The sequence below is a fragment of the Leptolyngbya sp. NIES-2104 genome, assembly GCF_001485215.1.
Taxonomy (GTDB): domain Bacteria; phylum Cyanobacteriota; class Cyanobacteriia; order Leptolyngbyales; family Leptolyngbyaceae; genus Leptolyngbya.
This window is the reverse complement of record NZ_BBWW01000001.1, coordinates 2,621,511-2,647,614: the sequence shown is the minus strand read 5'-3', so window position 1 is coordinate 2,647,614 and position 26,104 is coordinate 2,621,511. Positions and strand designations below refer to the sequence as shown.

General features: G+C 47.0%; 28 protein-coding genes and 1 riboswitch. Of the genes, 14 read left to right on the top strand and 14 right to left on the bottom strand.

Going from position 1 to position 26,104, the window contains the following annotated elements; translation table 11 throughout:
• Positions 1–31: 31 nt before the first annotated feature.
• From NIES2104_RS31755 to NIES2104_RS12315, 3 genes are all read right to left on the bottom strand, one after another.
• On the bottom strand, positions 32–196 hold the full coding sequence (locus tag NIES2104_RS31755; protein WP_156426939.1) for a hypothetical protein: 165 nt from the start codon (positions 194–196) through the stop codon (positions 32–34).
• Between the two features lie 319 nt (positions 197–515).
• Positions 516–1,793, bottom strand: coding sequence for an exonuclease subunit SbcD (gene sbcD / locus NIES2104_RS12320; protein ID WP_058998487.1), 1,278 nt, complete (start codon positions 1,791–1,793; stop codon positions 516–518).
• 4 nt (positions 1,794–1,797) lie between these two features.
• Positions 1,798–2,625 carry an SDR family oxidoreductase gene (locus tag NIES2104_RS12315; RefSeq protein ID WP_058998486.1) on the bottom strand — a complete coding sequence of 276 codons (828 nt, stop codon included), beginning with the start codon at positions 2,623–2,625 and terminating at the stop codon, positions 1,798–1,800.
• A 28-nt stretch (positions 2,626–2,653) separates the two neighbouring features.
• Here NIES2104_RS12315 and NIES2104_RS12310 point away from each other — a divergent pair, with 28 nt between their 5' ends.
• From NIES2104_RS12310 to NIES2104_RS12300, 3 genes are all read left to right on the top strand, one after another.
• Positions 2,654–2,902, top strand: a complete 249-nt coding sequence (locus tag NIES2104_RS12310; RefSeq protein WP_058998485.1) for a glutaredoxin family protein — start codon at positions 2,654–2,656, stop codon at positions 2,900–2,902.
• A gap of 40 nt (positions 2,903–2,942) precedes the next feature.
• Positions 2,943–4,448 carry a UDP-N-acetylmuramoyl-L-alanyl-D-glutamate--2,6-diaminopimelate ligase gene (locus tag NIES2104_RS12305; RefSeq protein ID WP_058998484.1) on the top strand — a complete coding sequence of 502 codons (1,506 nt, stop codon included), beginning with the start codon at positions 2,943–2,945 and terminating at the stop codon, positions 4,446–4,448.
• A 127-nt stretch (positions 4,449–4,575) separates the two neighbouring features.
• The gene (locus NIES2104_RS12300; protein WP_058998483.1) at positions 4,576–5,601 is read left to right on the top strand and encodes an ABC transporter permease; all 1,026 of its coding nucleotides are present in this window, start codon (positions 4,576–4,578) and stop codon (positions 5,599–5,601) included.
• On the opposite strand, the gene NIES2104_RS12295 is transcribed toward NIES2104_RS12300, so the two are convergent.
• Together NIES2104_RS12295 and NIES2104_RS12290 are read right to left on the bottom strand one after the other, a co-directional pair.
• Positions 5,598–6,218 (bottom strand): hypothetical protein, encoded by a 621-nt coding sequence (locus NIES2104_RS12295; protein ID WP_058998482.1) that lies wholly within the window; start codon positions 6,216–6,218, stop codon positions 5,598–5,600. The genes NIES2104_RS12300 and NIES2104_RS12295 overlap by 4 nt on opposite strands.
• 142 nt (positions 6,219–6,360) lie before the next feature.
• Positions 6,361–7,086 carry an ABC transporter ATP-binding protein gene (locus NIES2104_RS12290; RefSeq protein ID WP_058998481.1) on the bottom strand — a complete coding sequence of 242 codons (726 nt, stop codon included), beginning with the start codon at positions 7,084–7,086 and terminating at the stop codon, positions 6,361–6,363.
• A 104-nt stretch (positions 7,087–7,190) separates the two neighbouring features.
• Between NIES2104_RS12290 and NIES2104_RS12285 the strand changes: the two genes are divergently transcribed.
• Positions 7,191–8,831, top strand: coding sequence for an Hsp70 family protein (locus tag NIES2104_RS12285; protein WP_339375113.1), 1,641 nt, complete (start codon positions 7,191–7,193; stop codon positions 8,829–8,831).
• Between the two features lie 94 nt (positions 8,832–8,925).
• On the opposite strand, the gene NIES2104_RS12280 is transcribed toward NIES2104_RS12285, so the two are convergent.
• Entirely contained in the window at positions 8,926–9,171 is a 246-nt protein-coding gene (locus NIES2104_RS12280) for a hypothetical protein (RefSeq protein ID WP_058998479.1), read from the bottom strand.
• A 248-nt stretch (positions 9,172–9,419) separates the two neighbouring features.
• Between NIES2104_RS12280 and NIES2104_RS32370 the strand changes: the two genes are divergently transcribed.
• A complete protein-coding gene (locus NIES2104_RS32370; RefSeq protein ID WP_192843580.1) occupies positions 9,420–9,593 on the top strand; it encodes a hypothetical protein in 174 nt (57 codons plus the stop codon).
• On the opposite strand, the gene NIES2104_RS12275 is transcribed toward NIES2104_RS32370, so the two are convergent.
• On the bottom strand, positions 9,590–10,492 hold the full coding sequence (locus NIES2104_RS12275) for a carbohydrate ABC transporter permease (protein WP_058998478.1): 903 nt from the start codon (positions 10,490–10,492) through the stop codon (positions 9,590–9,592). The two genes, NIES2104_RS32370 and NIES2104_RS12275, sit on opposite strands and share 4 nt — an antisense overlap.
• Positions 10,493–10,660: 168 nt before the next feature.
• Here NIES2104_RS12275 and purN point away from each other — a divergent pair, with 168 nt between their 5' ends.
• Complete coding sequence (gene purN, locus NIES2104_RS12270; RefSeq protein ID WP_058998477.1) at positions 10,661–11,305, top strand: phosphoribosylglycinamide formyltransferase; 645 nt, start codon at positions 10,661–10,663, stop codon at positions 11,303–11,305.
• Between the two features lie 185 nt (positions 11,306–11,490).
• The gene (locus tag NIES2104_RS12265; RefSeq protein WP_058998476.1) at positions 11,491–12,429 is read left to right on the top strand and encodes a branched-chain amino acid ABC transporter permease; all 939 of its coding nucleotides are present in this window, start codon (positions 11,491–11,493) and stop codon (positions 12,427–12,429) included.
• On the opposite strand, the gene NIES2104_RS12260 is transcribed toward NIES2104_RS12265, so the two are convergent.
• Positions 12,391–13,053, bottom strand: coding sequence for an HAD-IB family phosphatase (locus tag NIES2104_RS12260; RefSeq protein WP_058998475.1), 663 nt, complete (start codon positions 13,051–13,053; stop codon positions 12,391–12,393). The two genes, NIES2104_RS12265 and NIES2104_RS12260, sit on opposite strands and share 39 nt — an antisense overlap.
• A 163-nt stretch (positions 13,054–13,216) precedes the next feature.
• Between NIES2104_RS12260 and NIES2104_RS12255 the strand changes: the two genes are divergently transcribed.
• Entirely contained in the window at positions 13,217–14,170 is a 954-nt protein-coding gene (locus tag NIES2104_RS12255; RefSeq protein ID WP_058998474.1) for a CHAD domain-containing protein, read from the top strand.
• On the opposite strand, the gene NIES2104_RS12250 is transcribed toward NIES2104_RS12255, so the two are convergent.
• Positions 14,167–14,760, bottom strand: a complete 594-nt coding sequence (locus NIES2104_RS12250) for a hypothetical protein (protein WP_058998473.1) — start codon at positions 14,758–14,760, stop codon at positions 14,167–14,169. The two genes, NIES2104_RS12255 and NIES2104_RS12250, sit on opposite strands and share 4 nt — an antisense overlap.
• A 68-nt stretch (positions 14,761–14,828) precedes the next feature.
• On the opposite strand from NIES2104_RS12250, the gene NIES2104_RS12245 reads away from it, so the two are divergent.
• The gene (locus NIES2104_RS12245; RefSeq protein ID WP_058998472.1) at positions 14,829–15,038 is read left to right on the top strand and encodes a hypothetical protein; all 210 of its coding nucleotides are present in this window, start codon (positions 14,829–14,831) and stop codon (positions 15,036–15,038) included.
• On the opposite strand, the gene NIES2104_RS12240 is transcribed toward NIES2104_RS12245, so the two are convergent.
• From NIES2104_RS12240 to NIES2104_RS12225, 4 genes are all read right to left on the bottom strand, one after another.
• Positions 15,018–15,647 (bottom strand): universal stress protein, encoded by a 630-nt coding sequence (locus NIES2104_RS12240; RefSeq protein ID WP_225895238.1) that lies wholly within the window; start codon positions 15,645–15,647, stop codon positions 15,018–15,020. The two genes, NIES2104_RS12245 and NIES2104_RS12240, sit on opposite strands and share 21 nt — an antisense overlap.
• A 116-nt stretch (positions 15,648–15,763) precedes the next feature.
• A riboswitch (cyclic di-AMP (ydaO/yuaA leader) is annotated at positions 15,764–15,891 on the bottom strand.
• Between the two features lie 355 nt (positions 15,892–16,246).
• Positions 16,247–16,549, bottom strand: a complete 303-nt coding sequence (locus NIES2104_RS12235; RefSeq protein ID WP_156426937.1) for a hypothetical protein — start codon at positions 16,547–16,549, stop codon at positions 16,247–16,249.
• A 234-nt stretch (positions 16,550–16,783) separates the two neighbouring features.
• Positions 16,784–17,683: a DMT family transporter gene (locus NIES2104_RS12230; protein WP_058998469.1), complete on the bottom strand. Its 900-nt coding sequence runs from the start codon at positions 17,681–17,683 to the stop codon at positions 16,784–16,786.
• 109 nt (positions 17,684–17,792) lie between these two features.
• Complete coding sequence (locus tag NIES2104_RS12225) at positions 17,793–18,887, bottom strand: hypothetical protein (protein ID WP_058998468.1); 1,095 nt, start codon at positions 18,885–18,887, stop codon at positions 17,793–17,795.
• A 180-nt stretch (positions 18,888–19,067) separates the two neighbouring features.
• Between NIES2104_RS12225 and NIES2104_RS12220 the strand changes: the two genes are divergently transcribed.
• Together NIES2104_RS12220 and NIES2104_RS31750 are read left to right on the top strand one after the other, a co-directional pair.
• Positions 19,068–19,859 carry an IS5 family transposase gene (locus tag NIES2104_RS12220; RefSeq protein ID WP_058997871.1) on the top strand — a complete coding sequence of 264 codons (792 nt, stop codon included), beginning with the start codon at positions 19,068–19,070 and terminating at the stop codon, positions 19,857–19,859.
• A gap of 228 nt (positions 19,860–20,087) precedes the next feature.
• Positions 20,088–22,277, top strand: coding sequence for a hypothetical protein (locus NIES2104_RS31750; RefSeq protein WP_156426936.1), 2,190 nt, complete (start codon positions 20,088–20,090; stop codon positions 22,275–22,277).
• Between the two features lie 36 nt (positions 22,278–22,313).
• On the opposite strand, the gene NIES2104_RS12210 is transcribed toward NIES2104_RS31750, so the two are convergent.
• On the bottom strand, positions 22,314–22,670 hold the full coding sequence (locus NIES2104_RS12210; RefSeq protein ID WP_058998466.1) for a helix-turn-helix transcriptional regulator: 357 nt from the start codon (positions 22,668–22,670) through the stop codon (positions 22,314–22,316).
• Positions 22,671–23,084: 414 nt separating this feature from the next.
• Here NIES2104_RS12210 and NIES2104_RS12205 point away from each other — a divergent pair, with 414 nt between their 5' ends.
• The 3 genes from NIES2104_RS12205 (at position 23,085) to NIES2104_RS12190 (ending at position 26,097) form a co-directional block, all read left to right on the top strand.
• Entirely contained in the window at positions 23,085–24,167 is a 1,083-nt protein-coding gene (locus NIES2104_RS12205) for a Gfo/Idh/MocA family protein (protein ID WP_202815055.1), read from the top strand.
• 579 nt (positions 24,168–24,746) lie between these two features.
• Positions 24,747–25,322, top strand: a complete 576-nt coding sequence (locus NIES2104_RS31285; RefSeq protein WP_082689976.1) for a CAP domain-containing protein — start codon at positions 24,747–24,749, stop codon at positions 25,320–25,322.
• A gap of 343 nt (positions 25,323–25,665) precedes the next feature.
• Positions 25,666–26,097: a SufE family protein gene (locus tag NIES2104_RS12190; RefSeq protein WP_058998464.1), complete on the top strand. Its 432-nt coding sequence runs from the start codon at positions 25,666–25,668 to the stop codon at positions 26,095–26,097.
• The last annotated feature ends 7 nt before the right edge of the window (positions 26,098–26,104 follow it).

Genomic DNA, 26,104 nt, shown 5'->3' with positions numbered 1-26,104 from the left:
TTAAAAGTTGGATGTAATTGGTAAAAAATTATTAATCGAGCGGATTTTGGGCGGGCGGTGCGGTGCGACCGTAACCAGGGACAACGTTGATATAGCCGTCGTATTCGAGTGCGACTCCGAAAGCAGCAGCAGCAAGAAGGACGAAAAGCGCGATCGCAGGAGTCGGATTTGAGCGTTTTCCAACAAGACGTGGCATAGTGATTTTCCTAAGAATGACAAATAACTAGGGTTGAAAAGTAGGGACAGTCTTTTTCGCTGCGTTACGCTCCCGCCCTGAAATGAATTTCGGGCTAATCAGCGAAAGTCTACTGAAGTAGACTTAGAGCAAATTTCAGGTTCTTAGTCCATTTCAATGGACTTGCGCCGATTAGCCCGAAATTCATTTCAGAGCGAGTGGTGCAGCGATCGAAGATTTTTCAAGCACTCTCTTAGCAGTGATTTCGCTAATAGTTAAACTGTAATTTTTTGTAAATCCATTGCCATCGCTCTATCGATGTAATTCTCGTGAATGATGCTTATAACAGTCGTAATTGTGTTTGTACGACTTCCATTTCTCCGGTTTCGGATTCGATATAAAACTCTTCTTGCGCGAGGAGTGCTTTAGCGGCTTCAAGAATTGGATCAGCTAATAGCTTTAAGTCTTCGCGATTCGCGAGATAGGCGCGGAGGGCATCGATCGGCTCGATCGCGCTTCCGACTCCCAATTCGGGTAAACGCGATCGCGACATTTGCGACAATAATCCTGCCTGAATTGTGTAAGTATGCGCGATCGATAAAACGGTGTGCAGATCCGTATCATCGATTAAATCGATTTGCTCTGGACGAACTTGATACATCAGACGAACGACCGCATCTTCGATCGGCTTTTTCTCGATCGCGGCAAGCAGATCAGAATGCGGATCTTCAGACTCGGTTAAATCAACCTCGATCGTGCAGAACGATCGCACAGGTAACGGACAGAATTCAAGCGTGGTAGAACCTTGATCGATTTCTACAAGAACGTATCCTTTGTCCTCGGTTTCTTCGCTGAAATCAACTCGTTCAATGCTACCAGGGTACACAACAAATGGATTTTCTGACAGAATTTGATGGCGATGAACATGACCTAGCGCCACATAATCGAACGCATCACGAGTTAGCAACTCTAATGGAATCGTGAATCCTTTTCCAACCGCTAAGAATCGCTCTGCACCATAATTCGCAGCATCGACCATTAAATGTGCAAGTAACACGGTTGGAATCGCTGGATCGAGTTTACGGATTTCGCCTTCCATTGCGGCTCGTAATCGATCGAGTAATAAATGCCCGACTTCCGACATTGATAAGCCTTCGGTTTCAGGGCGAGTGAGTAAGGTTGATCGCGTTAACCACGGTAAGGTAATGACTTGAACATCACCGTGACGGGTTTGAATCCGATGAGTTTCTAATCGATCGCCGACGATCACATGCGGAACACCGAGCGTTCGATAAATACACAGACTCGCGCCGCCTGCTCCTTGAGAATGCTGATCGTGATTTCCCACTAAGAGAACAACTGGAATTCCCGCATCGCCAAGACGACGAAATTGGCTGGCGAAGGCTTGCTGAATGTAGGGCGGTGGAGTGGCATCTGGAAAAGCATCACCGCCGAATAGAACGAGATCTACAGATTCAGCGATCGCACGATCGATACATCTTCCCAAAGTCGCGACAAAATCTTCTAATCGAGTATTCAACCCAGTTTCGGGATTGATTTTTCCATGCACAAACCCGCTACCCAGATGAATATCCGAAAGATGAAGAATTTTGACCATGAAATCACCGAGTCGTACCGCTGCGAATAATTGTACTAAATACGTTGTCGGGCAGCACTTTTCTTAGCGTCAGAAAAACGCCACCTAAACGATCGCAGGAATAGCGCAATTGATTTGAGTTATCGATCGCAGCTTTGTAAATCGTTTGCGCGACGACTTCAGCAGGTTCGCCCCGTTCACCTGCCCGATTGAGACTTGCTAACACTCGATTCACAAATTCGTCATAGGCTGTGATTTCGGATTTGGCGACATCGGGAGAGCGATCGTAGAAATCGGTTTTAATCGGACCCGGTTCAATGATTTTGACGCGAATATTGAACGGCTCTAATTCGTACTGAAGCCCTTCGGAAAAGCCTTCAACCGCCCATTTCGTTGAGTTGTAGACCGTGTAAGTGGGAAATGATATTCGACCGCCGATCGAAGCGATGTTAATAATCACGCCGGATCGCCGTTCCCGAAAATGCGGCAATAGAGCTTTCGTAACTTCCATCAAGCCGAACACATTTGTATCGAACTGTTTGCGAATTTGCTCAGATGAACAGTTCTCGAATGCACCCACCAAGGCGTATCCGGCATTGTTGACGAGAACATCGATGCCTGCGCCGCGCTCCGCGTTCGAGCCAAATTGTGAAAGAGATTGAGCGATCGCGCTTTTGATCGATTCCGAATCCGTCACATCCAATTTGAGCGGGTGAATGGTTCCGGTGATCCAATCGGCTTTTTCCGGCGATCGCATCGTTGCAATGACGTTCCAGCCTTTTTGGGCAAATAGAAGCGCGGTCGATCGACCGATTCCTGTCGATGCGCCTGTAATTAGAACAGTTTTCGTCATAATATTCGGGGATGATTTGGCACGAATTATGAAACTCACTTTGTACAGTAAGCCGGGATGCCATTTATGTGAAGGACTGCAAGAAAAATTAGAGCAAATTCACACGATCGAACTAGAAATTCGAGATATCACAACTCGCGAAGATTGGTTCCAAGCGTATCAGTATGAGATTCCGGTTTTATACCTCGAAGAGACAATGCTTCCCCGTCCTTCTCCGCGATCGACGGTGCAACAATTGGAATCTATGTTACAGAAATATATGTCATCAAACGCCTAAAAACTTGTAGGCGACACCCGATCGGGCAAGGAGTTAATCGATGCAGCTTAGAGAATTATTGGCAAAGCTTCCTGATGTCGGCGAGATTCCTGATCATCCCGCGCTTGATGCTGACGTGAAAGGATTGACGACAAATTCACTCTCTTGTCAGCCGGGAGATTTGTTTATCGGAATGCCAGGAACGCGAGTCGATGGGGGCGATTTTTGGCAAAGTGCGATCGCATCGGGAGCGATTGCCGCGATCGTTTCTCCTGAAGCCGCGAGTCGAGCAATGGGCGATCCTGCCTTTCAATCGGCTCAGCCGCCCTTGGTGATTCCTGCGATCGAGATGTCTCAAGCCTGCTCACAATTGGCGACTGCATTCTATGATTTTCCTGCTCAAACGCTGAAACTCGTTGGGGTCACGGGCACGAATGGGAAAACGACAACGACGCATTTGATCGAGTATTTGTTAGAGCGATCGCACAAAAATGCAGCGCTACTTGGAACGCTCTACACCCGCTGGAAAGGTTTTCAACAAACGGCACTGCACACGACTCCTTTCCCAGTGGAATTGCAGCATCAATTGAAATCTGCGATCGATGCCGATTGTGAGTTTGCGGTGATGGAAGTTAGTTCTCACGCGCTAGCTCAAGGTCGCGTTTTAGGATGCGAATTTGAAGTGGCAGTGTTTACGAATTTGACGCAGGATCATCTCGATTTTCACCGCGATATGGAGGATTACTTTGCGGCAAAAGCGCTGTTGTTTGAAGGGGATTATTTGAAAGGTCGAGCGATTATCAATCTCGATGATCCGTATGGGCGGAAATTAATCGATCGATTAAATCGCGAATCAGTTTGGACATACAGCACCGAACAGCAAGCGGATCTCTGGACAAGCGATTTGCAATACGAGTCGGATGGCGTGAGTGGAACGCTCCACACTCCGATGGGCGATGCTGCATTCAAATCGCCGTTAGTGGGACAGTTCAATTTAGCGAATCTGTTAGCAGCGGTGGGAGCGGGTTTGCAGTTGGGGCTGGAATTAACTGCGATCGTTGAAGCGCTTCCTGGTTTTACTGGAGTTCCCGGACGGATGGAGCAAGTCCAAATCAAGCCGGATCAAGATATCAGCGTGATTGTGGATTATGCTCATACGCCCGATAGTTTGGAAAATATGTTGAAAGCGTCTCGTCCATTCATTCCGGGGCAAATGATTTGTGTGTTTGGATGTGGAGGCGATCGCGATCGTACCAAACGCCCGAAGATGGGGAACATTGCCGCAACGTTAGCCGATCAAGTGATCGTGACTTCCGACAATCCGAGAACCGAAAATCCGCAGCAGATTCTAGAGGATGTAGTAGCTGGAATTCCGAGTTCGGTCAGTCCGGCGGTGATTGCCGATCGTGCGACTGCAATTAGGACAGCGATTTTGCAGGCGAAACCGGGCGATGGGGTTTTAATTGCTGGGAAAGGACATGAGGATTATCAGATTTTGGGAACGGAAAAAATTCATTTCGACGATCGTGAACAGGCGCGGGCGGCGTTGGTTGATCGATTTAGTTAAATAATTCGGGGTTCAATCCATCCGGGGTAGAGACGCGCATACCAAAGGTAAAGGTGCAGCGAAACTCCTAATCGCGTCTCTACGGGTCGTCGGGTCAACGCATGATTTTTCAATTGGTCACACATCCATGTCACGATCGAGCGCGTTACGGTATTACGTTTTTTCCCGATTGTTGTTAGCCCCGTTAATGTTGTGGCTGATTACAACGATCGTATTTTTCTTATTGCGGGCAACTCCGGGCGATCCGGTCGATGCCCTTCTCGGTCCCAGAGCACCCCAAGCCGCAAAAGACGCACTCCGAGAGCGTTTAGGGCTGAATAAATCTTTGTTCTTCCAGTACTTAGATTACATCGGGTCACTGTTGCGATTTGATTTAGGACAATCTCTAACCGCTGATGATCAATCGGTTTGGCAAATTATTGGTGATTTCTTTCCAGCAACGGTGGAATTGGCGATCGTAGCTTTAGCGATCGCGCTCATCGTCGGAATTACCGTTGGCGCGGTTTCTGCCTCACGTCCCAATACTGCGATCGATGCAGGTGGGCGACTGTTCGGAATCATTACTTACTCGATTCCGATGTTCTGGTTTGGAATGCTGTTACAGCTTGTATTTGCAGTGGGATTAAAATGGTTTCCGCTGGGAACGAGATTTCCCGTGACGATCGCATCTCCGAATCAGATTACGGGAATTTATACGATCGACAGTCTCCTAAGCGGCAATTTCAGCCAATTTTTCACCGCGCTTTACTATCTTGCATTGCCATCGATTACGCTCGGAGTGTTGATCAGCGGCATTTTTGAACGAATTGTCCGCGTCAATCTCAGACAAACCTTGCAATCTGAATATGTCGAAGCTGCCCGCGCAAGAGGAATCCCAGAATCGAAAATCCTCATCAATCATGCGTTGAAAAATGCCATGATTCCAGTGATTACGATTCTGGGTTTGACTTTAGCTGCGTTGTTAGGAGGAGCAATTCTCACAGAGGTCACATTCTCGTGGCCCGGACTCGCAAATCGCTTGTACCGAGCCATTGGACAACGAGACTATCCAACCGTTCAAGGCATCGTTGTCTTCTTTGCTGGCATTGTTGCGATCGCCAGTATCGCGATCGACATTATCAACGCCTACATCGACCCAAGAATTCGCTATTAGCGAGGTGCACAAGCGACAGGCAGCGATCCCGAAGCTTGAGGAGTTCCGAGGTTGTATGCGGTCGGATAGGAATCATTCTGACGCGCTTGGAACGTATCCAAATTCATTTTTGCTTCGTGTCCAGAAGTTCCCGCAGGACCGTTCGATCGATACGCGATCGCTGCGCTCCGATTGTTGCCATCAAACTGACGAGTCGGGGTAGCAGCTTGATTCGAGTTGCTAGAATTTCTGAAGTTATACGCTGCGGAATTTGTAGTGTTATTGCGATCTTGAACGGCGTTCAGGTTCATTTTCGCTTCGTGTCCAGAAGTGCCCGCAGGACCATTGGTGCGATAAGCGATCGCTGCGCTCCGATTGTTGCCATCAAACTGACGATTGGGAGTGACCAAGCTAGAGGAGGTAGAATTGTCGATCGGTCCACCGACTCCACCGCTCACAAAAGCACAGTTATCAGTCGATTGAGTGTTGGTGGGTTGAGTTTGGTTCTCGATGCGGTTGATATCACCGTTGTTTACAACACCTTGATTCGGAACGGCTTGAGCCAGAACAGGTAGCGCCATCAATGCAGCAGTTCCAGTTGCGCTCAGGACAGCAAGAGTACGTTGTGCAATATTCATAGAATTCATTTTCCTGAAAACCAGTGTGTAAAGGACGTTAGAAAATCTGTATGTTTCTATACGTTTTACTGTAAGGAGGAAAACGACTTCGTTACTCTGTCTTTTGAGGTTAATCACACTCTGTCAACAGTTGGAACTAGTCTTAGTGTGCTCTACCTGCACCTAGATAGAGTTCTGCAACTCTTGGATTGTTCAACAGTTCCGAGCCGATGCCTTCAAAGCGATCGCGTCCCGATTCCAGCACATAACCCCGATCTGCCATTTCTAACGCTCTGCGGGCATTTTGTTCCACGAGTACGATCGCGGTTCCGTCGCGGTTAACCTGCCGAATCTGCTCGAACACGCTGTTGACCAGAATCGGAGACAATGCCGCAGAAGGTTCATCGAGCAGTAGCAAAGTCGGTTTCAGCATCAACGCTTTTCCCATCGCTAACATTTGCCGTTCTCCGCCTGACAAGGTTCCGGCTCTTTGTTTGCGGCGTTCTGCAAGTCGGGGAAATCGCTGATAGATTTCGTCCTTGAGCGGTTGGAGAGGGACATCGCGGACAAATGCCCCCATTTCGAGATTTTCTTCAACGGTTAACGACGGAAACACGTTCGCAATCTGCGGCACATAAGACATTCCACGCTGGACAATTTGATCCGATCGCAGTCCGGCAATCTCTTGCCCGTTAAATTTGATCGTTCCTGTATGCGGTTTGAGCAATCCGAATACTGTTTTTGCTAATGTCGATTTTCCCGCCCCATTCGGTCCAATAATCGCCACGAGTTCACCCGGCAACACTCGCATATTTGCGCCTTGCAGAATATCTAAATCTTTCACATAGCCTGCATGAACGTTTTGAACTTCAAGGATCGGAGAAGTCATAAGGAAGCGAGGAAAACAATACTTAGAATCAAACTTTATCATCCTTGAGCGGGAGCAAGGGGAAGAGAATCTTGCTTTAGACACATCAATTATGGTTTGGTGAATTGGTATACCTGATTCACGTTCATCTACTTGCGCTCAGAATGCCTTACGCGATCGACTTCGGAACCAGTAATACGGTGATCACTCGCTGGAATGCAGCGACCCAACAGCCCGAAACCCTCTCGATTCCTGGAATTTCTCAACGATTGGCACAGAATCCGCCGCTGATTCCCAGTCTGGTTTATGTTGAGAATGCAGCGCAGGGAAGCGTCACGATCGGTCAACAGGTGCGCGATCGTGCATTAGATGTCGGCACGGATTCCCGATTTTTCCGCAACTTTAAGCGCGGAATTGGCACCGATGTACAAGGATTTCTACCCGAATTAGATGGGCAAACGGTTCGATTCGAGCAAGTGGGCGAATGGTTCCTGACGCAAATTATTAATCAACTGAAAACGACCGATCCTGAAATTGCAGAATCACTGACTTTCACGGTTCCGGTGGATAGCTTCGAGGCGTATCGGCTGTGGTTAGGTCAGATTTGCGAATCGCTCGACATTAATCAAGTCAGAATGATCGATGAACCGACTGCTGCGGCGTTGGGGTATGGAATTAGCGATCGACAAACGCTTTTAGTCATCGATTTTGGTGGCGGCACTCTCGATTTATCGATCGTTCAAATCAACGTGAGTGAAACCGCTCGATCGCAACCGATGGGATTTATTTTGAAATGGGGACAGAAATCATTCAAGGAACAATCTGGACAAAAAGCAAAGATTGCTAGAGTGATTGCTAAAGCAGGACAAAATTTAGGCGGATCAGATCTGGATAATTGGATCGTGGATCATTTTGTCAATACTCAAGAACTTACAGCAACACCACTGATTGCAAGACTATCGGAACGGTTAAAAATTCAGCTTTCTCTCTCGACTCAAGCGCAGGAAGTGTTCTTCGATGATGAAACGTTTGAGAGTTATGACTTATCTTTAACGCGATCGCAGTTTGAGCAAATTTTGAGCGATCGAGGTTTTTTCACTCAACTCGACGAATCAATGGAACAAGTTTTACAACAAGCCCGCCGCCAAGGACTTGCAGTGAGTGACATTGATGCAGTTCTCTTAGTCGGTGGAACGGTTCAAATTCCAGCCGTTCAGAACTGGGTGAAACAGTATTTTGATGCGAGTCTGATTCGATGTGAGAAACCATTTGAAGCGATCGCACAAGGAGCCTTACAACTGAGCCAAGGTGTTCAACTCAAAGATTTTCTCTATCACGGTTACGGGATTCGATACTGGGATCGACGGCAAAACTGTCACAACTGGCATCCATTAGTCAAAGCCGGACAACCTTATCCAATGGAAAAGCCTGTAGAACTCGTACTTGGCGCATCTGTAGATAATCAACCGAGTATCGAACTGATCATCGGTGAAATGGGAACTGAAACGACTCAGACTGAAGTGTATTTCGATGGCGATCGCTTAGTCACAAGAAATCTCTCAACTTCTCAAGCTCCGGTGCAGGCGTTAAACGATCGAGACGGATCACGCAGTATTGCCGATCTTGATCCACCAGGAGTACCAGGAAGCGATCGAATTAAAGTGCAATTCGTCGTGGATAGCGCTCGTTTTCTCAAAATCACCGTGGAAGATCTGTTAACCGATCGAACGCTCGTCGAAGATCAGCCCGTCGTGCAACTAAGTTAAAATTCAGTCCGTTTCAACGGACTTCGCACCGTTAGCCCCGAATTCCATTCCGGGGCGATCTCGCAGCGAAGCGAAAAGCTTCTACATATTCACGTCAAGATTTGCGCTTCCACTCGCTCCAAGTTGCCCCGATCGCACCCCCTGCACCCGCCAACATTCCCGCAAACATTCCTTCACCCGTCTTTCTCACTGGATCTTGAATCAGGCATTGATTCGTGACGACTTGATCCTGCAAACACTGATTACTTTCTGCCCAGCTTGCCGACCCGCCTAATATAACGCCAGTCGCACTACACACCAGTACAACGATCCAAACCGGGGGCTGTTTTTTTCTACCCATACAATCCTTTGGGAGTGACACTATCGGAAGAGTACACATTACTTTACCCCCAGACCGGACGCTTACTACCGAGATTCATGAAGTTTTCGTGTAAATTTTCCAACAGATTTAATCTACCAAAAGGTAGAAATACGGAAAAAGCTTATCCTGCTAGGCATTGCTCAGATCCCAGAGAATCCGACTAAAATTGAGGAGAGCTTAACATTTAGTCATGACTAAGCGCGATCGTACTTAGAGGAAATTTCAGTATGGATGCCGAAACAATTAAAGAACGGATTAAGTTAATCGAAAGCAAACGGGAATCACTTCTAAAACTGATGGAACAACCGAATCTAGGCACGTTGCGAATCGATGTGAATCAGGCACTCGAAGAAATGGATATCTTGATCGACGAGTTTAAGCAAACCTTTCCGGAAGCTTAGTCTTCGGTCGTTCTTAATTGCCAGTAAACCAGCACAAGCGCAATTAGCAATAAAATCGTTGCTGCTGCTGCCGCATACCCAAAATCAAATTGAGCAAACGCTTGATCGTAAATGAAGTAAACGAGCAGGTTTGTCGAATTCATAGGACCGCCACCTGTGATCACATAAACTTGCTCGAAACTTCTGAGCGTAAAAATTGCAGTCGTGACGGTGACAAATACGATCGTCGCTCTTAATCCCGGCAGCGTCACATATCGAAACTTCTGCCAACTGTTCGCCCCGTCCAATTCCGCCGCTTCATATCGACTGATCGGAATCGTTTGCAGTCCCGCTAAAAACACCACCATATTGAATCCGATCTGCTTCCAAATACTCAGCAAAATCAAGACTGGCATTGCCCAAACCGTACTTTGCAGCCAAGGAATCGCGGGAATATTAACTGCACCAAGCCATTGATTAATCACGCCATCTGTTTGAAACAGCCAGCGAAATCCTAATCCAACTGCAACGAGAGAAGTAATGGATGGAATAAAGTATGCAGCTCTGAGCAATCCGCGAAACAAAATGGATTGATTCAACAACACAGCTAAGCCCAATGGAATGACCAAACTGGGAAGCAGAGTTGCGATCGTAAAATACACCGTATTCCCCATCACTTGCCAAAAGTCGGGACTAAGCAACAATCGCCAGTAATTCCGCAGCCCGACCCAGCGCACTCCCACCCGTGTAAAGCTGCCAGTTGTGAAACTGAGATAGCACAGGTACGCGATCGGATAAATCACAAATACACTCAACAGAATCAGGGCAGGCGCAAGAAAGATCCAAGCTGCGATCGCATCTCGATCCAACAAACGCGAGAATCCGGAATCTGATTTGGACTTGGTGTGATCTAGAAGCATATCGATCGCGAAAATAAATAACAGCTATCTTAGCGCTGTCTTCGATCTCGGACTTAATCGAATTTAAGGTGGAAATGAGTCAGAAGCGATCGACTTTTAAGAAAGAGTTTCTATCTTCGATCGCGCTCTCCACGTTAAACTGAGAACCTGTTTTTTAGAAAGGCTCTCATGGTTGCGCTGATTTCCCCTGAACATACTGAATTTCCGCCTCACCCGCGTCTGAAGCTTGGTGTGATGGCTTCGGGGAGTGGTAGCAACTTTGAAGCGATCGCGCAATCAATCCAAGATGGGCATCTCAATGCAGAAATCCAAGTCGTAATCTATAACAATCCAGACGCGAAGGTTGTCGATCGAGCAAACCGTTTTGGTATTCCATCGGTCTTACTAAATCATCGAGAGTTCACGAGTCGGGAAGATTTGGATCAAGCGATCGTCAACACTTTGAAACAGCATTCAGCGGACTGGGTGATTATGGCGGGTTGGATGCGGATTGTGACTCCGGTTTTGATCGAGGCATTTCGCGATCGTATTCTCAACATTCACCCCAGTTTGTTACCCAGCTTTAAAGGAAATCGCGCTGTAGATCAAGCCCTTCAAGCAGGAGTTAAGATCACAGGCTGCACCGTTCATTTAGTGGTTCCAGAAGTTGATAGTGGAAGAATTATCATACAAGCAGCCGTTCCGGTAATGGAGGGCGATAGCGTGGAAACCTTGCAGCATCGGATTCACGCCCAAGAGCATCGAATTTATCCGGCAGCCATTGCGATCGCTGCGATACATTCCGTTACTGATGATAATGGGCATCAGTCTTAAGGATGATGTGCCGCCTGTCTGGAGACGGCATGATATACACAGATTGAGAAGCTCATCGTCTAACACAAGGGCAGTCCAAACCGGGTAGGGACTGCTTTTTTATTGCCAATTTTTTTGCGGAGTCTCTTTCCAAAATTACCCCACTTCAGGCACAATCAAGCGATATCGTATTGCAAGTGCCGCGCATGGATGCCTTTTTTGGTCAGCTTATCCAGTTAATTGTTAACGGAGTTTCGGTTGGGAGCATTATCGCCCTCTCTGCGGTTGGACTAACGCTGTCTTATGGAATTCTGCGCTTATCAAATTTTGCTCACGGCGATTTCATGACGGTAGGCGCTTATTTTACGCTGCTGTTCAATGCGATCGGGATTAATATTTGGGTGTCGATGGTCTTTTCTGCGATCGCGACAATCGGAGTGACTCTGCTGAGTGAAGCGCTTCTCTGGGCACCGATGCGGAAAAAACGAGCGACTGCAACCACGCTGATTATTATCTCGATCGGGCTTGCTCTTTTTCTTCGCAATGGCATCATTTTCATCTGGGGTGGCGGCAACCAGCGCTACAATCTCCCGGTTGCTCGTGCACTCTCTTTTGGTGGAATCACGATTCCGTTTAATCAACTCGTAGTGATTGTGCTTGCAGTCGTCGCGATCGCTGGACTGCATTACCTGCTGCAAAATACCAAAATCGGGAAGGCGATGCGGGCAGTCGCGGACGATTTGGATTTGGCGAGAACAACGGGGATTAATGTCGATCGTGTCGTGCTCTGGACGTGGATTATTGCTGGCGGATTAACGGCGTTAGGCGGCAGTATGTTAGGACTGGTGGAAGCGGTGCGTCCGAATATGGGATGGTTCTTGATTTTGCCGCTGTTTGCGTCGGTGATTTTAGGGGGAATTGGTAATCCGTACGGCGCGATCGCAGGTGGATTAATCATCGGAATTGCTCAGGAAGTCGGGGCTGGAATTTCCGATCTGCTTACGCCGATCGCATCGAACCCGATTGCGGCACTGATCATCAATACACGACTTTTTACAGCGCAATATAAGTTAGGCATTGCATTGTTAATTATGGTGATTGTGCTGTTAGTGCGACCGCAAGGATTGTTCAAGGGGACGGCTTAGAATGTGATTTCGCAAGTAATCTCGTACTTCAAAGAAATCATTCCAGGGAATGTAAGGCTGATTTCGTTCTTCTAGATAGCGGGTTAGCGGTGAACGAGCAAATACGATCGATGCCGCTAACGCCATGTTTAAATCGGTAATTGAATCGCCGATCGCGATCGTTTGATCCGCCTCATAGTTCGCCATAATTTGCGCTTTTGCTACGAGTTCTGTTCCGCTTTCGTAAGCTGAGTGAACTTGTAAAAATGTTCCTCGTGTATCGACTTCCATGGCATGAATCGCATGAATCCGATCGTGCAGTGGATTGAGAACAGATTCAACCATTCCTTTTAAGCCACCCGAAATTACAACAAACGGGATCGCTTCTGCGTCAAGAAGATCGAGTAGTTCGAGCAAACCGGGGCGAATCGGCTGCGTTCTAGTAAACTCAATGATTTCGCTGTATCGAACCGATGGAATCGATTGTATGAATCGCCGAACTCCTTCCCGTAGCGTTAAGCGTTTTGCATAAATCTCAGGAAGTAATCGTTCTGCTAATACAGGTGTAAAGTGTTTCAGCATTGCGACGAATGTTTCAGTTTGTGTAATTGTGCCGTCAAAGTCGCAAAATACAATGCGCTTCATAGAATGACTCACTTTTATTTCTAGAATCGCTCTCATGAGCGAATACTTTTTTATACATTGTTTCTCATTTGATTAAACCTTGAAACATTAACTAAAGCTAGAGGTTTTCAGTCTCTAGATATCAGAAACTCAAAATAATTAGTAACCCTGTTTAAGAACTGCTATGAATGTCCAAATTAGATTGCCCCAAGCAGCCCTAAGTCATTTTGCTCATCGTGCAATCGATAAACATTTCCGCAAGGCAATGAAGCAAGAGGAAGAGGTACTTGCCGATCGCGATCCAGAAGCACTTCACCAAATGCGAGTGGGTTTACGTCGCCTCAGAACTGCGATTCAAGTGTTTGGGTTTGCAACTGATGTGCCTTCAGTGGTCAGTGAATCGAGAATTCGTAAATTTGCTCAAGTGCTGGGAGCCGTCCGCGATTTGGATGTTCTCAAACTTGAATTAACTTCTCATACGGATTTACCGGATGCAGAACAAAAGGCGCTAAAACAGACGTTGAAAAAATTGGATCATCAGCGATCAAGAGATTTTCATCAACTCGAAAAAACCTTGAACTCTCGCAAATACAAAGAATTCAAGCAGGGAATGGAAGATTGGTTAGCGCTACCGCAATTAAACGCGATCGCACAGTTACCCATTCAGGACGTTTTGCCTGATATTCTGTTGCCTTTAATTAGCGGCATTCTTTTACATCCTGCGTGGCTCATGGGTGTGGAATTTGCACTAGAAGAGAAGCTCTTTTTGCCAATCACACCGGAATCAATCCGATCGCTGCTCGATCAGGGAGATTTGATACATGATCTCCGGAAGCAGATGAAGCGATTGCGCTATCAAACCGAACTCTTCACAGATTTCTACGGCGAGGACTACAAAGCGCAAGTGCGCGAATTTCAACAGATTCAGGAAGTGTTAGGGCAGATTCAAGACAGCGTTGTGCTGCAAGAATTCTTACATAAATATTTGGATGACTCGATCGAGAAACTGTGTCCGATCTTCTCGAACAAACTCGACCAAAGAAGAACGATCGCGTTTAAAGAATGGCGATCGCTTCAAGAAAAATATTTAGACACTAAATTCCGTAATCAACTGAGGCAGCTTGTTTTGCGGCATTAAGGCGAAAAATAGTATCCCCATTGATATTGAATTTGAGAGCCGTTTGCTGTTTGAATCCACCGCTGATGGGGGCTATTTTCGTCAATGTCCGTCCAAGTAAAGGTTCGAGCCATTCGATCAGGGAAATATCCAACCGGAACATACCCTTCATGCCAATGGGAAAATTCTACCAGCCCGATGCGATCGCAGCTTGCCATGATCTGAGCGCCGAACGTTGCCATTAACTGAGGTGAACTCATTAAGCCTTGATAGAGCCGCGTGGCATCTCCAGATAAGCGAAATGCCAGGGTTTGAGTCCGTCCAGATGGATAGTCATAATAGCTGTTCCGAATGCCATCGTCATTGAATACGACCTGCGGTTTAATCGAGCGCCCCGCAGCTTTCCAAGGAATGAAATAACCCCGTTGAGCCAGAGACGATTTGACGGATGCGATCGCGGTTTCACAACGGGTAGAGGATTGTGGAATTCGAGCAATACCGGGTGTCTGGGCGTGAGCAATTCCCGGTAGAACGGTCAACGCAGTAATACTGATCGTTGAGAGAAAGATTTTAGAGATGAAGCGCACGATTTTAGGAACGGTAAACAACACAATGCAGTGACAAATTCAGCGATCGATCACTGATTGCATAGAACTACACAGGGTTACAGTTCTTTTCCATGCGTGCGCGAATCATTTTTGGGGATTGTCGATCGCGGATTGATCAAATCGTTGTTGCGATCGATTTTGCGTTCATTCAACGATTTGAACGAATGCAATCAATTCCGCGTTTATCCAACGACGTAGAGACGCGATTAATCGCGTCTCTACCCGGATTTCGCGGTTGTAGCCGAATTTCACGGCGGGAATTATTCGCCTTCCAACACTGACGGAATTCCCAACACCGGACACGGGAACGATTTGCCCAATTGCCGCACCAAGGGATGACTCGGCGAATCACAACCCAAAATCAACAATGACGCTTTCTCAGTCGCCACCACTTCTTTCAACTCCTTGGCAACCACCCCAAACCGCAAATGCGTCTTGAGCGATCCGCGCCATTCCTCCGCCATACAGCGAGCATTCCACAAAATCCGATCGGCTTGTTCAAACAATTCCGCCGTTCCGTATTGCGCCTTCGTTGCCGTTTCTAATTCCGCGATCGCCGTTCGACTGGTGCGCCATTCGCCTTCAGCCTTCTCTTTGCGCTTGCGACCCGAATCAAACACCGGAATCCGATTCATGATGCCATCATCGATCACATACACCACTTGAACCGTCACCTGTTTCCCCGTTGCAAGTCGGGTTTGGTGAGCGATCCATAGCGTCAAATCAAGCGCCGTCTGACTCCCTGGAGAGTTAGAATAGCCTACTACGAGATTAATCTCGGAATCTTCTGCACGTGATGAACCCGCAGCAGGAATCAGAACCATTTTTTGGACTAAATCAGCACGACCGAGTGTGCCTTCGAGACGTACCAGCATTGAATGAACGTTCATTGAATTCAACCTCTCCTAACTACACGACGCATGAGAGGTGGGTGAGGGAGTTTTTTCGATCGAATGATCTCGATCGATTCAGTTCAGGATACTTAGAGTGGCGAACACACGCTAAGTCATCCTCCCATTGCCGACGGAGTTAGCTGACGGGCTAAGACTGGAAGGTGTCTTTCTCAAACCGATGTTCAAGATTCGCCCCAAAGATTGGTTCCTCCGCTTTGAAGTCGAGCGGCTCAAAATTTCCGCTTGATTCAGATTAGGCGACCCACAGATTAGCTTCCCTAACGTTTACGAAACGAACTAGTGAGCAGTTTTGGCAACAAAAAACCAGGTCTCCTGGCTTGCTGTTGTTGGCTAATTTAATACAGTTGAGCGGGTAAGAACTGCTACTTTCAAAACAAAAGGGCGAGGTGTCATAAAATTCCAACCTCAGTAGCAAATTCGTTTCCATTATACCAGCCGCTCAAAAAAACTCTCGATTGCTTCAAAAACTGTATTCTCATTGACAGCAGAAATCTTAAACTTGATTCTTCTAGTGTCGGGGATCGCTGTTTAATTTCTATCCATCCCCAGAGTGAAATGGTAACGATTGAAACACTTTAATGATTTGAGAACTGTATCTCGTCACTGGAATTGAGCGCTGAATTCGGGTTTTCTAGCATTTTCTGGTAAAGACGGGCAGATCGACTAGCACGTTTGAACTTATCCAAAAGTTCTACGTAGGCAAAAGGCAGAGTCACAATCCAGAAGATGCTGGCGATCGCAATCATGAATCGCGATATTTTCTGTTCTCTATCAGTGAGGTTGTCTTCGTCGTGGCGGAAAAATTCCAGCCAGCTTACGAACAGAACGGGGACAACCGCCCAATAAAACAGCCCCAAAATCAGCAACAAAACCTGCATAGCAAACATTCCTCAAACTTGCATGATGCCAGGATCTCAACCCGCTTTAGTGTTCCCAGTGCCCCCGAACAAGACGCATCATTTAACTCCCTCTATCAATACTATGCGGTTCTGCCAATTCTGGCAGGATGGGTCGCTTCCGCAGCATAACGTTACATGAACCGAACACGATAGGAACTATCCAAAGTAATGAGTACTACTTGCAATGGCACTTTAACACATCAGTGATCTGAATCACTGACGATGAAATAATAAGCTCACTCCCACTAGCGAAATCAGGACACCGATGACGGATCGCATACTAACGCGATCGCCCATCGCTCGACTTAGAGGTATGACAAAAAGTGGACTGGTACTACTGAGTGCCTGAGCGATTCCGGTGGTAGCATATTTTAGCGAAGTTTGCTGGAGCCAAATGCCGAGATAAGTACTGATAAAGGCAGTTCCAGTAATGATCGTGAGTAACCTAGGATCGCGTAAAGGTTTAATTACTTCAGTCGATTGACGCTTCAGCAGTATCCAAATAAAAAGCGCGATCGTGCCACCCATCAATCGAATCAGCGTACTCCACAAGGAATCAATTTCGGTGTTTACTAACGCCGATCGAGACATTACAGCGCCTACTGCCTGCCCGATCGCCGCTAATAGCCCGTACAAAATTCCCAATCGGGGACGAAAATTCTCATGTTGATCCGAAGTCTGTTCTAAAATCACCCACATTACACCCGCGATCGTCAATCCAATTCCCAGCCAAGCTGAGATTGCCAAGCGTTCGTGCAGAAAAATCAGAGCCAGAATTGCCGATAACGGAGGTGCAAGCGTTTCAAACAATAAAGTTCGTCTTGCTCCCATACAATTCAGCGCATTGAAATAGGCAGTATCTCCGAATCCGATTCCAACTACGCCGCTAAGAAAAAGCATCAAAAGTGGCGTGAATTCGATCGAGGGAATCGATTGTCCGGTGAGCAGAAATGTGAGGCAAAGTAGCGCGATCGCAATCCAGCCTTTGGTGAAGTTCAGAGCGAGGGGCGTGATTTGCCGTCCGACTCCGGTATAGACGATCGAGCCACATGCCCAAATGAATGCAGCGGTGAGTGCAGCGAGTTCGCCCCGAAATTGAAGAAAGAATGACATTGAAGCGTGACAGAAACGATTTGACCTTAAAAAGGTATTTGAGCAATTTTCGTTCGTTGCAGCATCCCGCCCTGAAATAGACTTTCGTTTGAAAGCGGTCTAAAGTGTCCTATCTACGATTCTGAATAAAATCTAACTTTGGAGCTTTCATTGCGCCTTTATTTGCCCAGAGCAATCCAAAATTCACAATTAATCCTAAAATCGCCAATCCAAACGCAATTTTGAAATACAACGGAGGTCGATCGGCTTGTCCTAACTCGATCGATTCCCATTCCACCATATTTTCTTGAGAGTTTTCTTGAGGCTCTTCTACCACCGGAAGCGCAAGCAATTGATTCCGAGCGGCTTTCGCTCCAGAAAATGATGGTGCATTCACACTCATTAACTGTTGGATAAATTGTTTGAGCGATGAATCAGCGATCGTATTCCAGCGCGAATCTTCGATCGGATTCCAGTGTTCGGGCGGGTTCAATTCACCTAGTAACATTTGAACTGCGATCGTGCCGAGCGATTTCAAATCTTGCTGTTTTTGCTCATTGAGCGACTGTGACGAAATCATTTCTGGATCAATCACACTTTCCCAAAGCGCCAAATCTTGTAAATACACTTGAAACTGGTCATTCCAAGTCGTTGATTCTGGAACAATCAGCAAGCTATCTAAGCTTAAATTGCCGTGTGCAGTTCCTTTCTGCGTTTCTCCATCGGCAAAATCAATCATCTGACCCTGCAAAAACCACAAAGACTGCAAAACTTGTGAAAGAAAATGTCTCACTGCTGCGGGAGAAAGACCGCCCTGAGTCTCTATATAATGTCTCAACGATTGTCCAGGATGATGTGGAGGGCGCAGAACCATGTAGCACCGCTGGTCTTGCACCGACGCAAACACATCTTGAGGAATCAACAAGCGAAAATCTTGGACACCGCCGCTGTGAAACTCGATCGTTTCTAGCTGATTGAGTGCCGCTTCCATTTGCTGCATCTCCACTGCCGTCCACCAGAACGAATAATACTCCTTCACGACGACAGGAGTTTTAGTAGAAAGTTCAGTTCCAGTGTAGATACGGACTCCTGGCTGATTTTCGGTTAAAGTTGCGATCGCATACTGTCCCCGTAGTCCGCTCAACACCTTGCCTTCTAATGTGGAAGATTTGAGTTCGGTAGGCTGTTCCTGAGTGCTGGCTGTCGATCGATTCTCGCTACGCATGAGATTTTCAGGGTCATCTTAATTCCTGTTTATCATTACTTCTCACATTTTTTCCTGCATCAGTGGGGAATCAGTGACAGTTCAGTATTAGAGGGTGTTTGAAAAGACAATCAAGGGGGTAAAAAAGCTCTCCGGTTATACGCTGTAGATACATAAAACACACAGCACCGAGAGAGCAACATGAGTAAATCATATCCGAGTAATTTGAGCCATGCTCAATATGAACTGTTGCGAGATTTGCTGCCCGAAGCAAAACCGGGCGGACGACCGCGAGAAGTGGATTTGTGGGAAGTCCTGAATGCGATCTTCTACATTCTGGTTGAAGGGGTGCGTTGGAGATCGTTGCCTGGAGACTTTCCGGCATGGCAAACCGTCTATACCTACTTTCGCAACTGGCGCAAAGATGGAACCTGGATCAACGTTCATGATTGTCTGTATCGTTGCAGTCGGATTGAACAGGGACGGATGCCCAGTCCATCGGAAGCCGTGTTGGATAGTCAGTCGGTGAAAAGCGCTGCGGGTGTCCATGAAGCCGTGGGCTTCGATGCCGGAAAGATCATTAAAGGACGCAAGCGATTTATCACCGTCGATACGCTGGGACTGGTTTTGCGCGTGTTTGTGACTGCTGCTAGCACCCCAGAACGCGAGGGCGGCAAAACGGCGCTGCAACGAGTCCGAAAACAAGGCAAAGCCGTATCTCGATTGCACACGATCTGGGTCGATGGCGGATTTGATGGCGCACCGTTCATGCAGTGGGTCATCAGTATCTGCTATTGGCTTGTCCAGGTCGTCTTACGTCCTGAGCAAACCAAAGGTTTCGTCTTGCTCAAAAAGCGCTGGGTGGTGGAGCGGACAAACGGTTGGATCATGCACTGTCGTCGCTTAGTGCGAGACTATGAGCTACTGCCGGAAACTTCGGAGACTTTTATTTATCTGGCGATGATTCGCATCATGGTGAGGCGTTTGGCATAAAATTTGACCCGATTCAACTTTTAAAACACCCTCTTAGAACGATCTCTTCCTGATGAACTGATCTGTGGCTGAAGACAGAAACAGTGCTAAAATTCGGTCTCCCTAGATTTGGTGCGAGATTGAACAGTGTGTTCGATCAAACAGACAACTGTGTTTTTTATTTGAAATGCTTTCAGAATAGGGAAGCATGAGTCACAATATGGAACGGATTGCCGTGGAACAGAGGTTATGAAAGACCACTCAATGCAGATTGAGGCACGCTCTACCATTCAGACCAAAACCGATCGCGGAATGCAGTTCTGTCAAAATTTCTCGATCGCCAATACAGGGATCGAGGCAAAACGCTCTGCGGTTTATTTTTGGCTAGAAGTCACGGAACCCAGCTTCTTTTCTTTGATTGAATGGCATTCTTTTTCGCCTGCTTCTCCGGTGCATTTGGAAGTTGGAGAAACGCGAACGATCACGCTGAATTTTGATATTCCAGCACACGCGGCTCCCGGAACTTATCACTATACGATCGCTTATAAATCCGAACAAAATATCGAAAAAACGATTCGATGCCCGCTCCAGCTTGAAGTTCCTTCAATGCAACAGAATCGTTTTAAGAAGACTCTCAATTTTAGTCTTGATCCAGCAACAACTTCTGAATCGCCGTACCTATTGCAGCCTGGGGAATCGGTGACGTTTACGCTCAATATTGAGAATCGATCGGCGATTTCAGATTTGATCTATCTCAATTGCTCGGAACTCCTACCGGAATGGTTCACGATCGAGTATCTCAACCGCGAAGCGAACCCGCTTGGAGTGGTTCAACCTGTAAAAGGTCTGCGCCTCGAAGCTCAAGAAAGCGGCGAAATTCAATTTACCTTTCATCCACCGATTGGAACAGCAGCCGGAAACTACTTTCCAACGCTGCAACTGATTTCGATGAATTCTCCCGACCTGCTGACACTCGATGTAATTTATGTGCAAGTTTTACCGGATACTCGACTAGAAACAGAACTGATTCCGAAAGTTCGATCGATTCCTCAAGAATTTCCAACCTTCACTTTAAGAGTTCGTAATCGCGGCAACGTAGAACGCAAACTGAAATTAGAAACCAGAGGATCTGAGCAGCGATTTCAGTTTGTGACTGAGACGAATACAGTGACGATCGCACCGAATCGAGAAACTGCGATCGTGCTTCAAGCCGTTCCGCGCAATCGCTGGCAGCGTCCTTGGTGGGGTAAACCTTTACGCTCAGCGGTGAGCTTTCATCTAATTCCAACCGATGGAATTTCAGACCCGCCTTATCCACCTCAAGCCAAACTCATTTGGCTTCCTCAACCGAAATGGGTTCTGGCTGCATTGATGCTGATGGGAACGGGGACTGTTCTATTACTTCTAAGTTTGCTCTATCGCTTTAATCGGCAACCGAGCACCACAGCAGACATTATTGAATTTAGTCCGACAAAGCGAACCTATCTAGAAGGCGCGAGTAATGCGGTTCGGCTGAATTGGACAGTGCGAAATCCTGAAATGCTCGATCGATTAGTGATCGCTCAATTAAATGAAGGCGCAGAGATTCAAACCAAAGCCTACCGTTTTTCAACCGCGATTCCAAAAGAACTACAAGCCAAAACAGAACAGGAAAATGGCTGTCGTCATGCTAATTCGGCAACGCCTGTGCAATCGGCTCCAGTTTTATGGGAATTGCCGCTTCCAGAGTTGCCGTGGTTGTCTTCGCTCCAACAGCCCGCAAAATACAGCAAAATTGAATGTCAAGGCATTCCCTTCGTGTCTTCGCAGTCAGGCGCATTCAAGTACAAACTCAAACTTTTTGATAAGTCAGATGCCCGTGTGCCGATCGCAGAAGCAGCGACCGATACCGTGACAGTGAAATCAACGGGATCATCTCAATCGCCGGAACAGTCTGCGGCTTTCATTCCTCGATCGTTCGACGAAGCCCGCAAACCCGAAATCGTTGCCTTCACGCTAAATGGGCAAGATGCGATGAGTCAGTTGACGCATACATTTACTGTTGGCACGAATGAAGTCGCAAATGTTGAAGTGTCTTGGGCGGTTCAAGGCGAAGCAGGCTTAGAAGTTGAACTGTTACCCTTTACAGGTTTAGTCAAGTCGCAAGGCTCAATTAATTATCCGATCGCGCCTGGAAATGTGAAAACGCTTACGCTCACGGCTCGAAGTCGCTCCGGTGCACAAGTGACCCAATCGGTTGATATTCAAGTCGTCGTAGGCGATCGTCCGCGTCCGACTCGATCGCCGATTCCTCGATCGACTCCTGAACCGACTCCAACCCAGCCTCCCACCGATGTCGCTCCCGAACCGCCAACCCCTACAGAAGAGCCGACTCCAGAACCGACCCCAACCTCAACTCCAGAGCCGTCACCGACTGAGACACCTTCTCCCCAACCTTAGTATTGATCAGCACGATCGCATTGGTTCGACGAGTGTTCAACGGCGGCTTGCCAAACTGAACGCTCGGAAATGCTGAGCCTGCTGCTCTATCCGGGTCGCTAATCGATCGCACACCAAATTACACAACTCGAAAATCAACTCATCTTCGACGCTGTAATATGCCAGCGTTCCTTTCGATCGACGAGTCAAAATGCCCGCTTGAAGCATCACTTTAAGATGCTTTGACACATTCGCCTGACTGGTTTCCGTTGCCTCCACCAAATCCTGGACGCACTTTTCGCCATCTCGGAGCAGATTAAGAATGCGAAGCCGCATCGGTTCGCCTAACACACTGAAATAATCGGAAACTTGCTGCACCACTTCAGGCGGTACAGGCTGCGCGGGTGATTTCATGCCAACACGACAACAGAAGGACTTGATCCCCCGAATCTTAGCCAAGTGCAATTCTTTATAGCAATAGAGTCATCTGCTTCCTAGGTAATTTTGGCTAAAACTTCACAAAACCAAGGGCAATCTTATAGAGACTATATAGTGATTTCACGGAGATACAACTTTGAACAGATCCGTGTCACTGCGGAAAACGGAAAATCGAATCGAAAAATTGAAGCTGAGCTTACGCCTAAAGACACGCTGGAAAGTCCCTCTCTGGACGTAGAAATTAAAAAACTCAACCTCCTATTGTAAAAGGGAACTTGCCGTGCACTTTGGAATTCTTCATAAATAATGTTGCTGTGATAGTATCTGGATGTCTGAGGAGATTTTATTGCTGGTTATCAGCACAATTTCGGTGGTGGAGGAGGATTAAGAGTGCAAAATAATATCCCGATTGGGTATTCCCAGTTTGGCGTGCCCCGGACTCAGCCAGAACCGCTTCGCGTTGGCGTGGTCGGTGTGGGCAATATGGGACAGCATCATACAAGAGTCTTAAGTCTACTTAAAGATGTTGAACTTGTAGGAGTTTCAGACATTAATGTAGAGCGCGGATTGGACACGGCAAGTAAATATCGTGTCCGCTTTTTTGAGGATTTTCACGATTTGTTGGAGCGAGTGGATGCTGTTTGTATTGCGGTTCCGACTCGGTTGCATCATTCGGTCGGAATGGCGGCTCTGAAAGCTGGAGTTCACGTTTTAATCGAAAAGCCGATCGCGGCAAGTATCGCAGAAGCGGAGTCGCTGGTCAATGCGGCGGCGGACTGTCAATGTATTCTGCAAGTCGGTCATATTGAGCGCTTCAATCCTGCGTTTCAGGAATTAAACAAGGTTCTCAAAACCGAGGAAGTTCTTGCGCTTGAGGCACATCGGATGAGTCCGTATAGCGATCGGGCAAACGATGTATCGGTCGTGCTCGATCTGATGATTCATGATATCGATTTGCTGTTGGAATTGGCAAACTCGAAGGTTGTGAAATTGACGGCAAGTGGAAGTCGCGCAACAAATTCGGGTCAGCTTGATTATGTAACAGCGACGTTGGGATTTGCAAATGGAATTGTTGCAACGCTGACTGCCAGCAAGGTCACACATCGCAAGATTCGACGGTTGTCTGCACACTGTCGTAATTCATTGACGGAAGCGGATTTTCTCAATAATGAGATTCTGATTCATCGTCAAACGACAGCAAATTACAAAACCGATTACGGTCAGGTGTTGTACTGCCAGGATGGACTAATTGAAAAGGTGAAGACGAGCAATATCGAGCCGCTTCATGCAGAGTTAGAACATTTTGTGCAATGTGTTCGAGGCGGTATGGCTCCCTCGGTTGGAGGAATACAGGCGCTCAAAGCTCTAAGATTGGCGAGTTTGATTGAACAGATGGCGCTCGATGGCAAAGTTTGGCATTCGACTCCGGATTCTAAAGTGATTGAACTCGAAACGGCAGCGATCGCAGTTTAGATCGTGACAGTTGGGGTGATTTGTCCCCAAGTTAAATGAGGAATGGCGTGGCTGTTCCTCATTTTTATTGCGAACAGACAGTCTTAACTTTGAATTTCAATCAGAGAGCGCAAGTTAAACAAAATGATTTAGAGTAGTCGATCGTGTAAGTGGCATAAACTAGTTTGACATGAAGCACAACCAATAAAGCCTTTCTGTATGGGTCAGAATGGACGGTTTAGCAATGAAGATATAGCAGCGCAACCGTATTCCAACTTCACAAGTGGCACAGGCTCGATCGAGTAAACTTTGCTTTCCCTTTAGATTAACCCCCGTGCATACACCGCAAAATTTTACACCTGACAACGCTCAGTAGACGATCGCTCAATTTCCAAATCTGACCACGATTTCTAGCGTTGAAAGTTTAATCCCTCGTGTTATGTTCCTTACTGAGTCTAGTTTGAGACTCTGCAAAGTTTCTTCAGTCGTCGAAACTGCGATCGCGAACTCGATCGCACCAGAATCCCAGTCAAACGATCTCTGATTGAGATCCAATTTGTCAGGGTGATTTCTGCTTGTTGTCATTTAAGGAAAATCAACATGATATTTCGTTCAGTTGATCGATCGAACTTTCTGCAAACCGAGCAAACCGCATTCGGCAGGCGCTTTCAAACTCCATTAACACCTGCTCCTCAACCCGATCTGTTGCCAGTGCAACCCCAGTCGAGCAGTCCTGCCCCACTTGAAGTCACGTCCACAGTTGCCCCAGTTCAGACTGATCCAAATACTGGATTTAGAGATCTTGAGTGGCAAGTGTACGATTTCACCAATCAGCAGCGAGTTCAACAAGGTTTGTTACCTCTGACGCTCAATCTCACCTTAAATGATGTCGCTGAGAAACACAGTGTCGATATGGCAGTGAGAAGCTACTTCAGCCATCAAGGACTGGACGGATCGCTTCCCTGGGATCGGATGAAATCAGGAGGTTACAACTATTCGAGAGCGGCTGAAAACATCGCTTTTGGATATCCATCTGCACAAGAAGTGGTGACCGCCTGGATGAATAGTCCAGGACATCGGCAGAATATTCTTGATCCAAATCTAAGAGAAATCGGAGTGGGATACTATAACGGATACTGGACACAAAACTTTGGAACAGCAATGCAAATCGCTTAGTTAAATTTAGAGGATGTTTGAGAAGCCTTCGTTCGCTGCAACGTCCCGCCCTGAAATGAATTTCGGGCTAATCGGCGCAAGTCCTTTGAAAAGGACTAAGAACTTCAAACTGTCTCCCAGTCTACTTCAGTAGACTTTCCACCATTAGCCCGAAATTCATTTCAGGGCGGGAGACAATCGAAGCGAAAGAACTTCTTATACTTTTCAAACACTCTCTTGGGGAAACTCTGACTCTTTATTGAGTTGGAGTTTTTATTAAACTCGCAATGAATCGCGCATATTACAATAGAGAGAGAAGCTCTGTAAAATTCAACCGAGTTTTTTAACCCGATAATTTAGAGTCATGTCTTTGTCCTCCACGCAACTCCCTCCCGCACTCGATCGCATTGTGCAACGACTCGCACAATCGACTGAGCCTAAGCGGAAATATGAGCTTTTGATCACACTGGCTCAACGGCTTAAATCTTTTCCTGACTCTGAAAAAACTCCTGAAAACAAAGTTCCTGGCTGCGCGTCTCAGGTTTTTGTCGTCGCAAATTTGGAAGATGGGAAAGTCCTGTTTGATGGCGATTCCGATTCGCAGTTGGTGAAAGGATTGGTCGCGCTCCTTGTCGAAGGGCTGAGCGGTTTGACTCCCCAAGAAGTTGTGGAGTTGTCGCCGGAATTCATTACAGCGACCGGATTAGATGTAAGTCTGACTCCTTCTCGCGCCAATGGTTTCTATAATATTTTGGCAAAGATGAAGCAGAAATCTCAGGCATTGACGGAGAGCTGACAGTTTA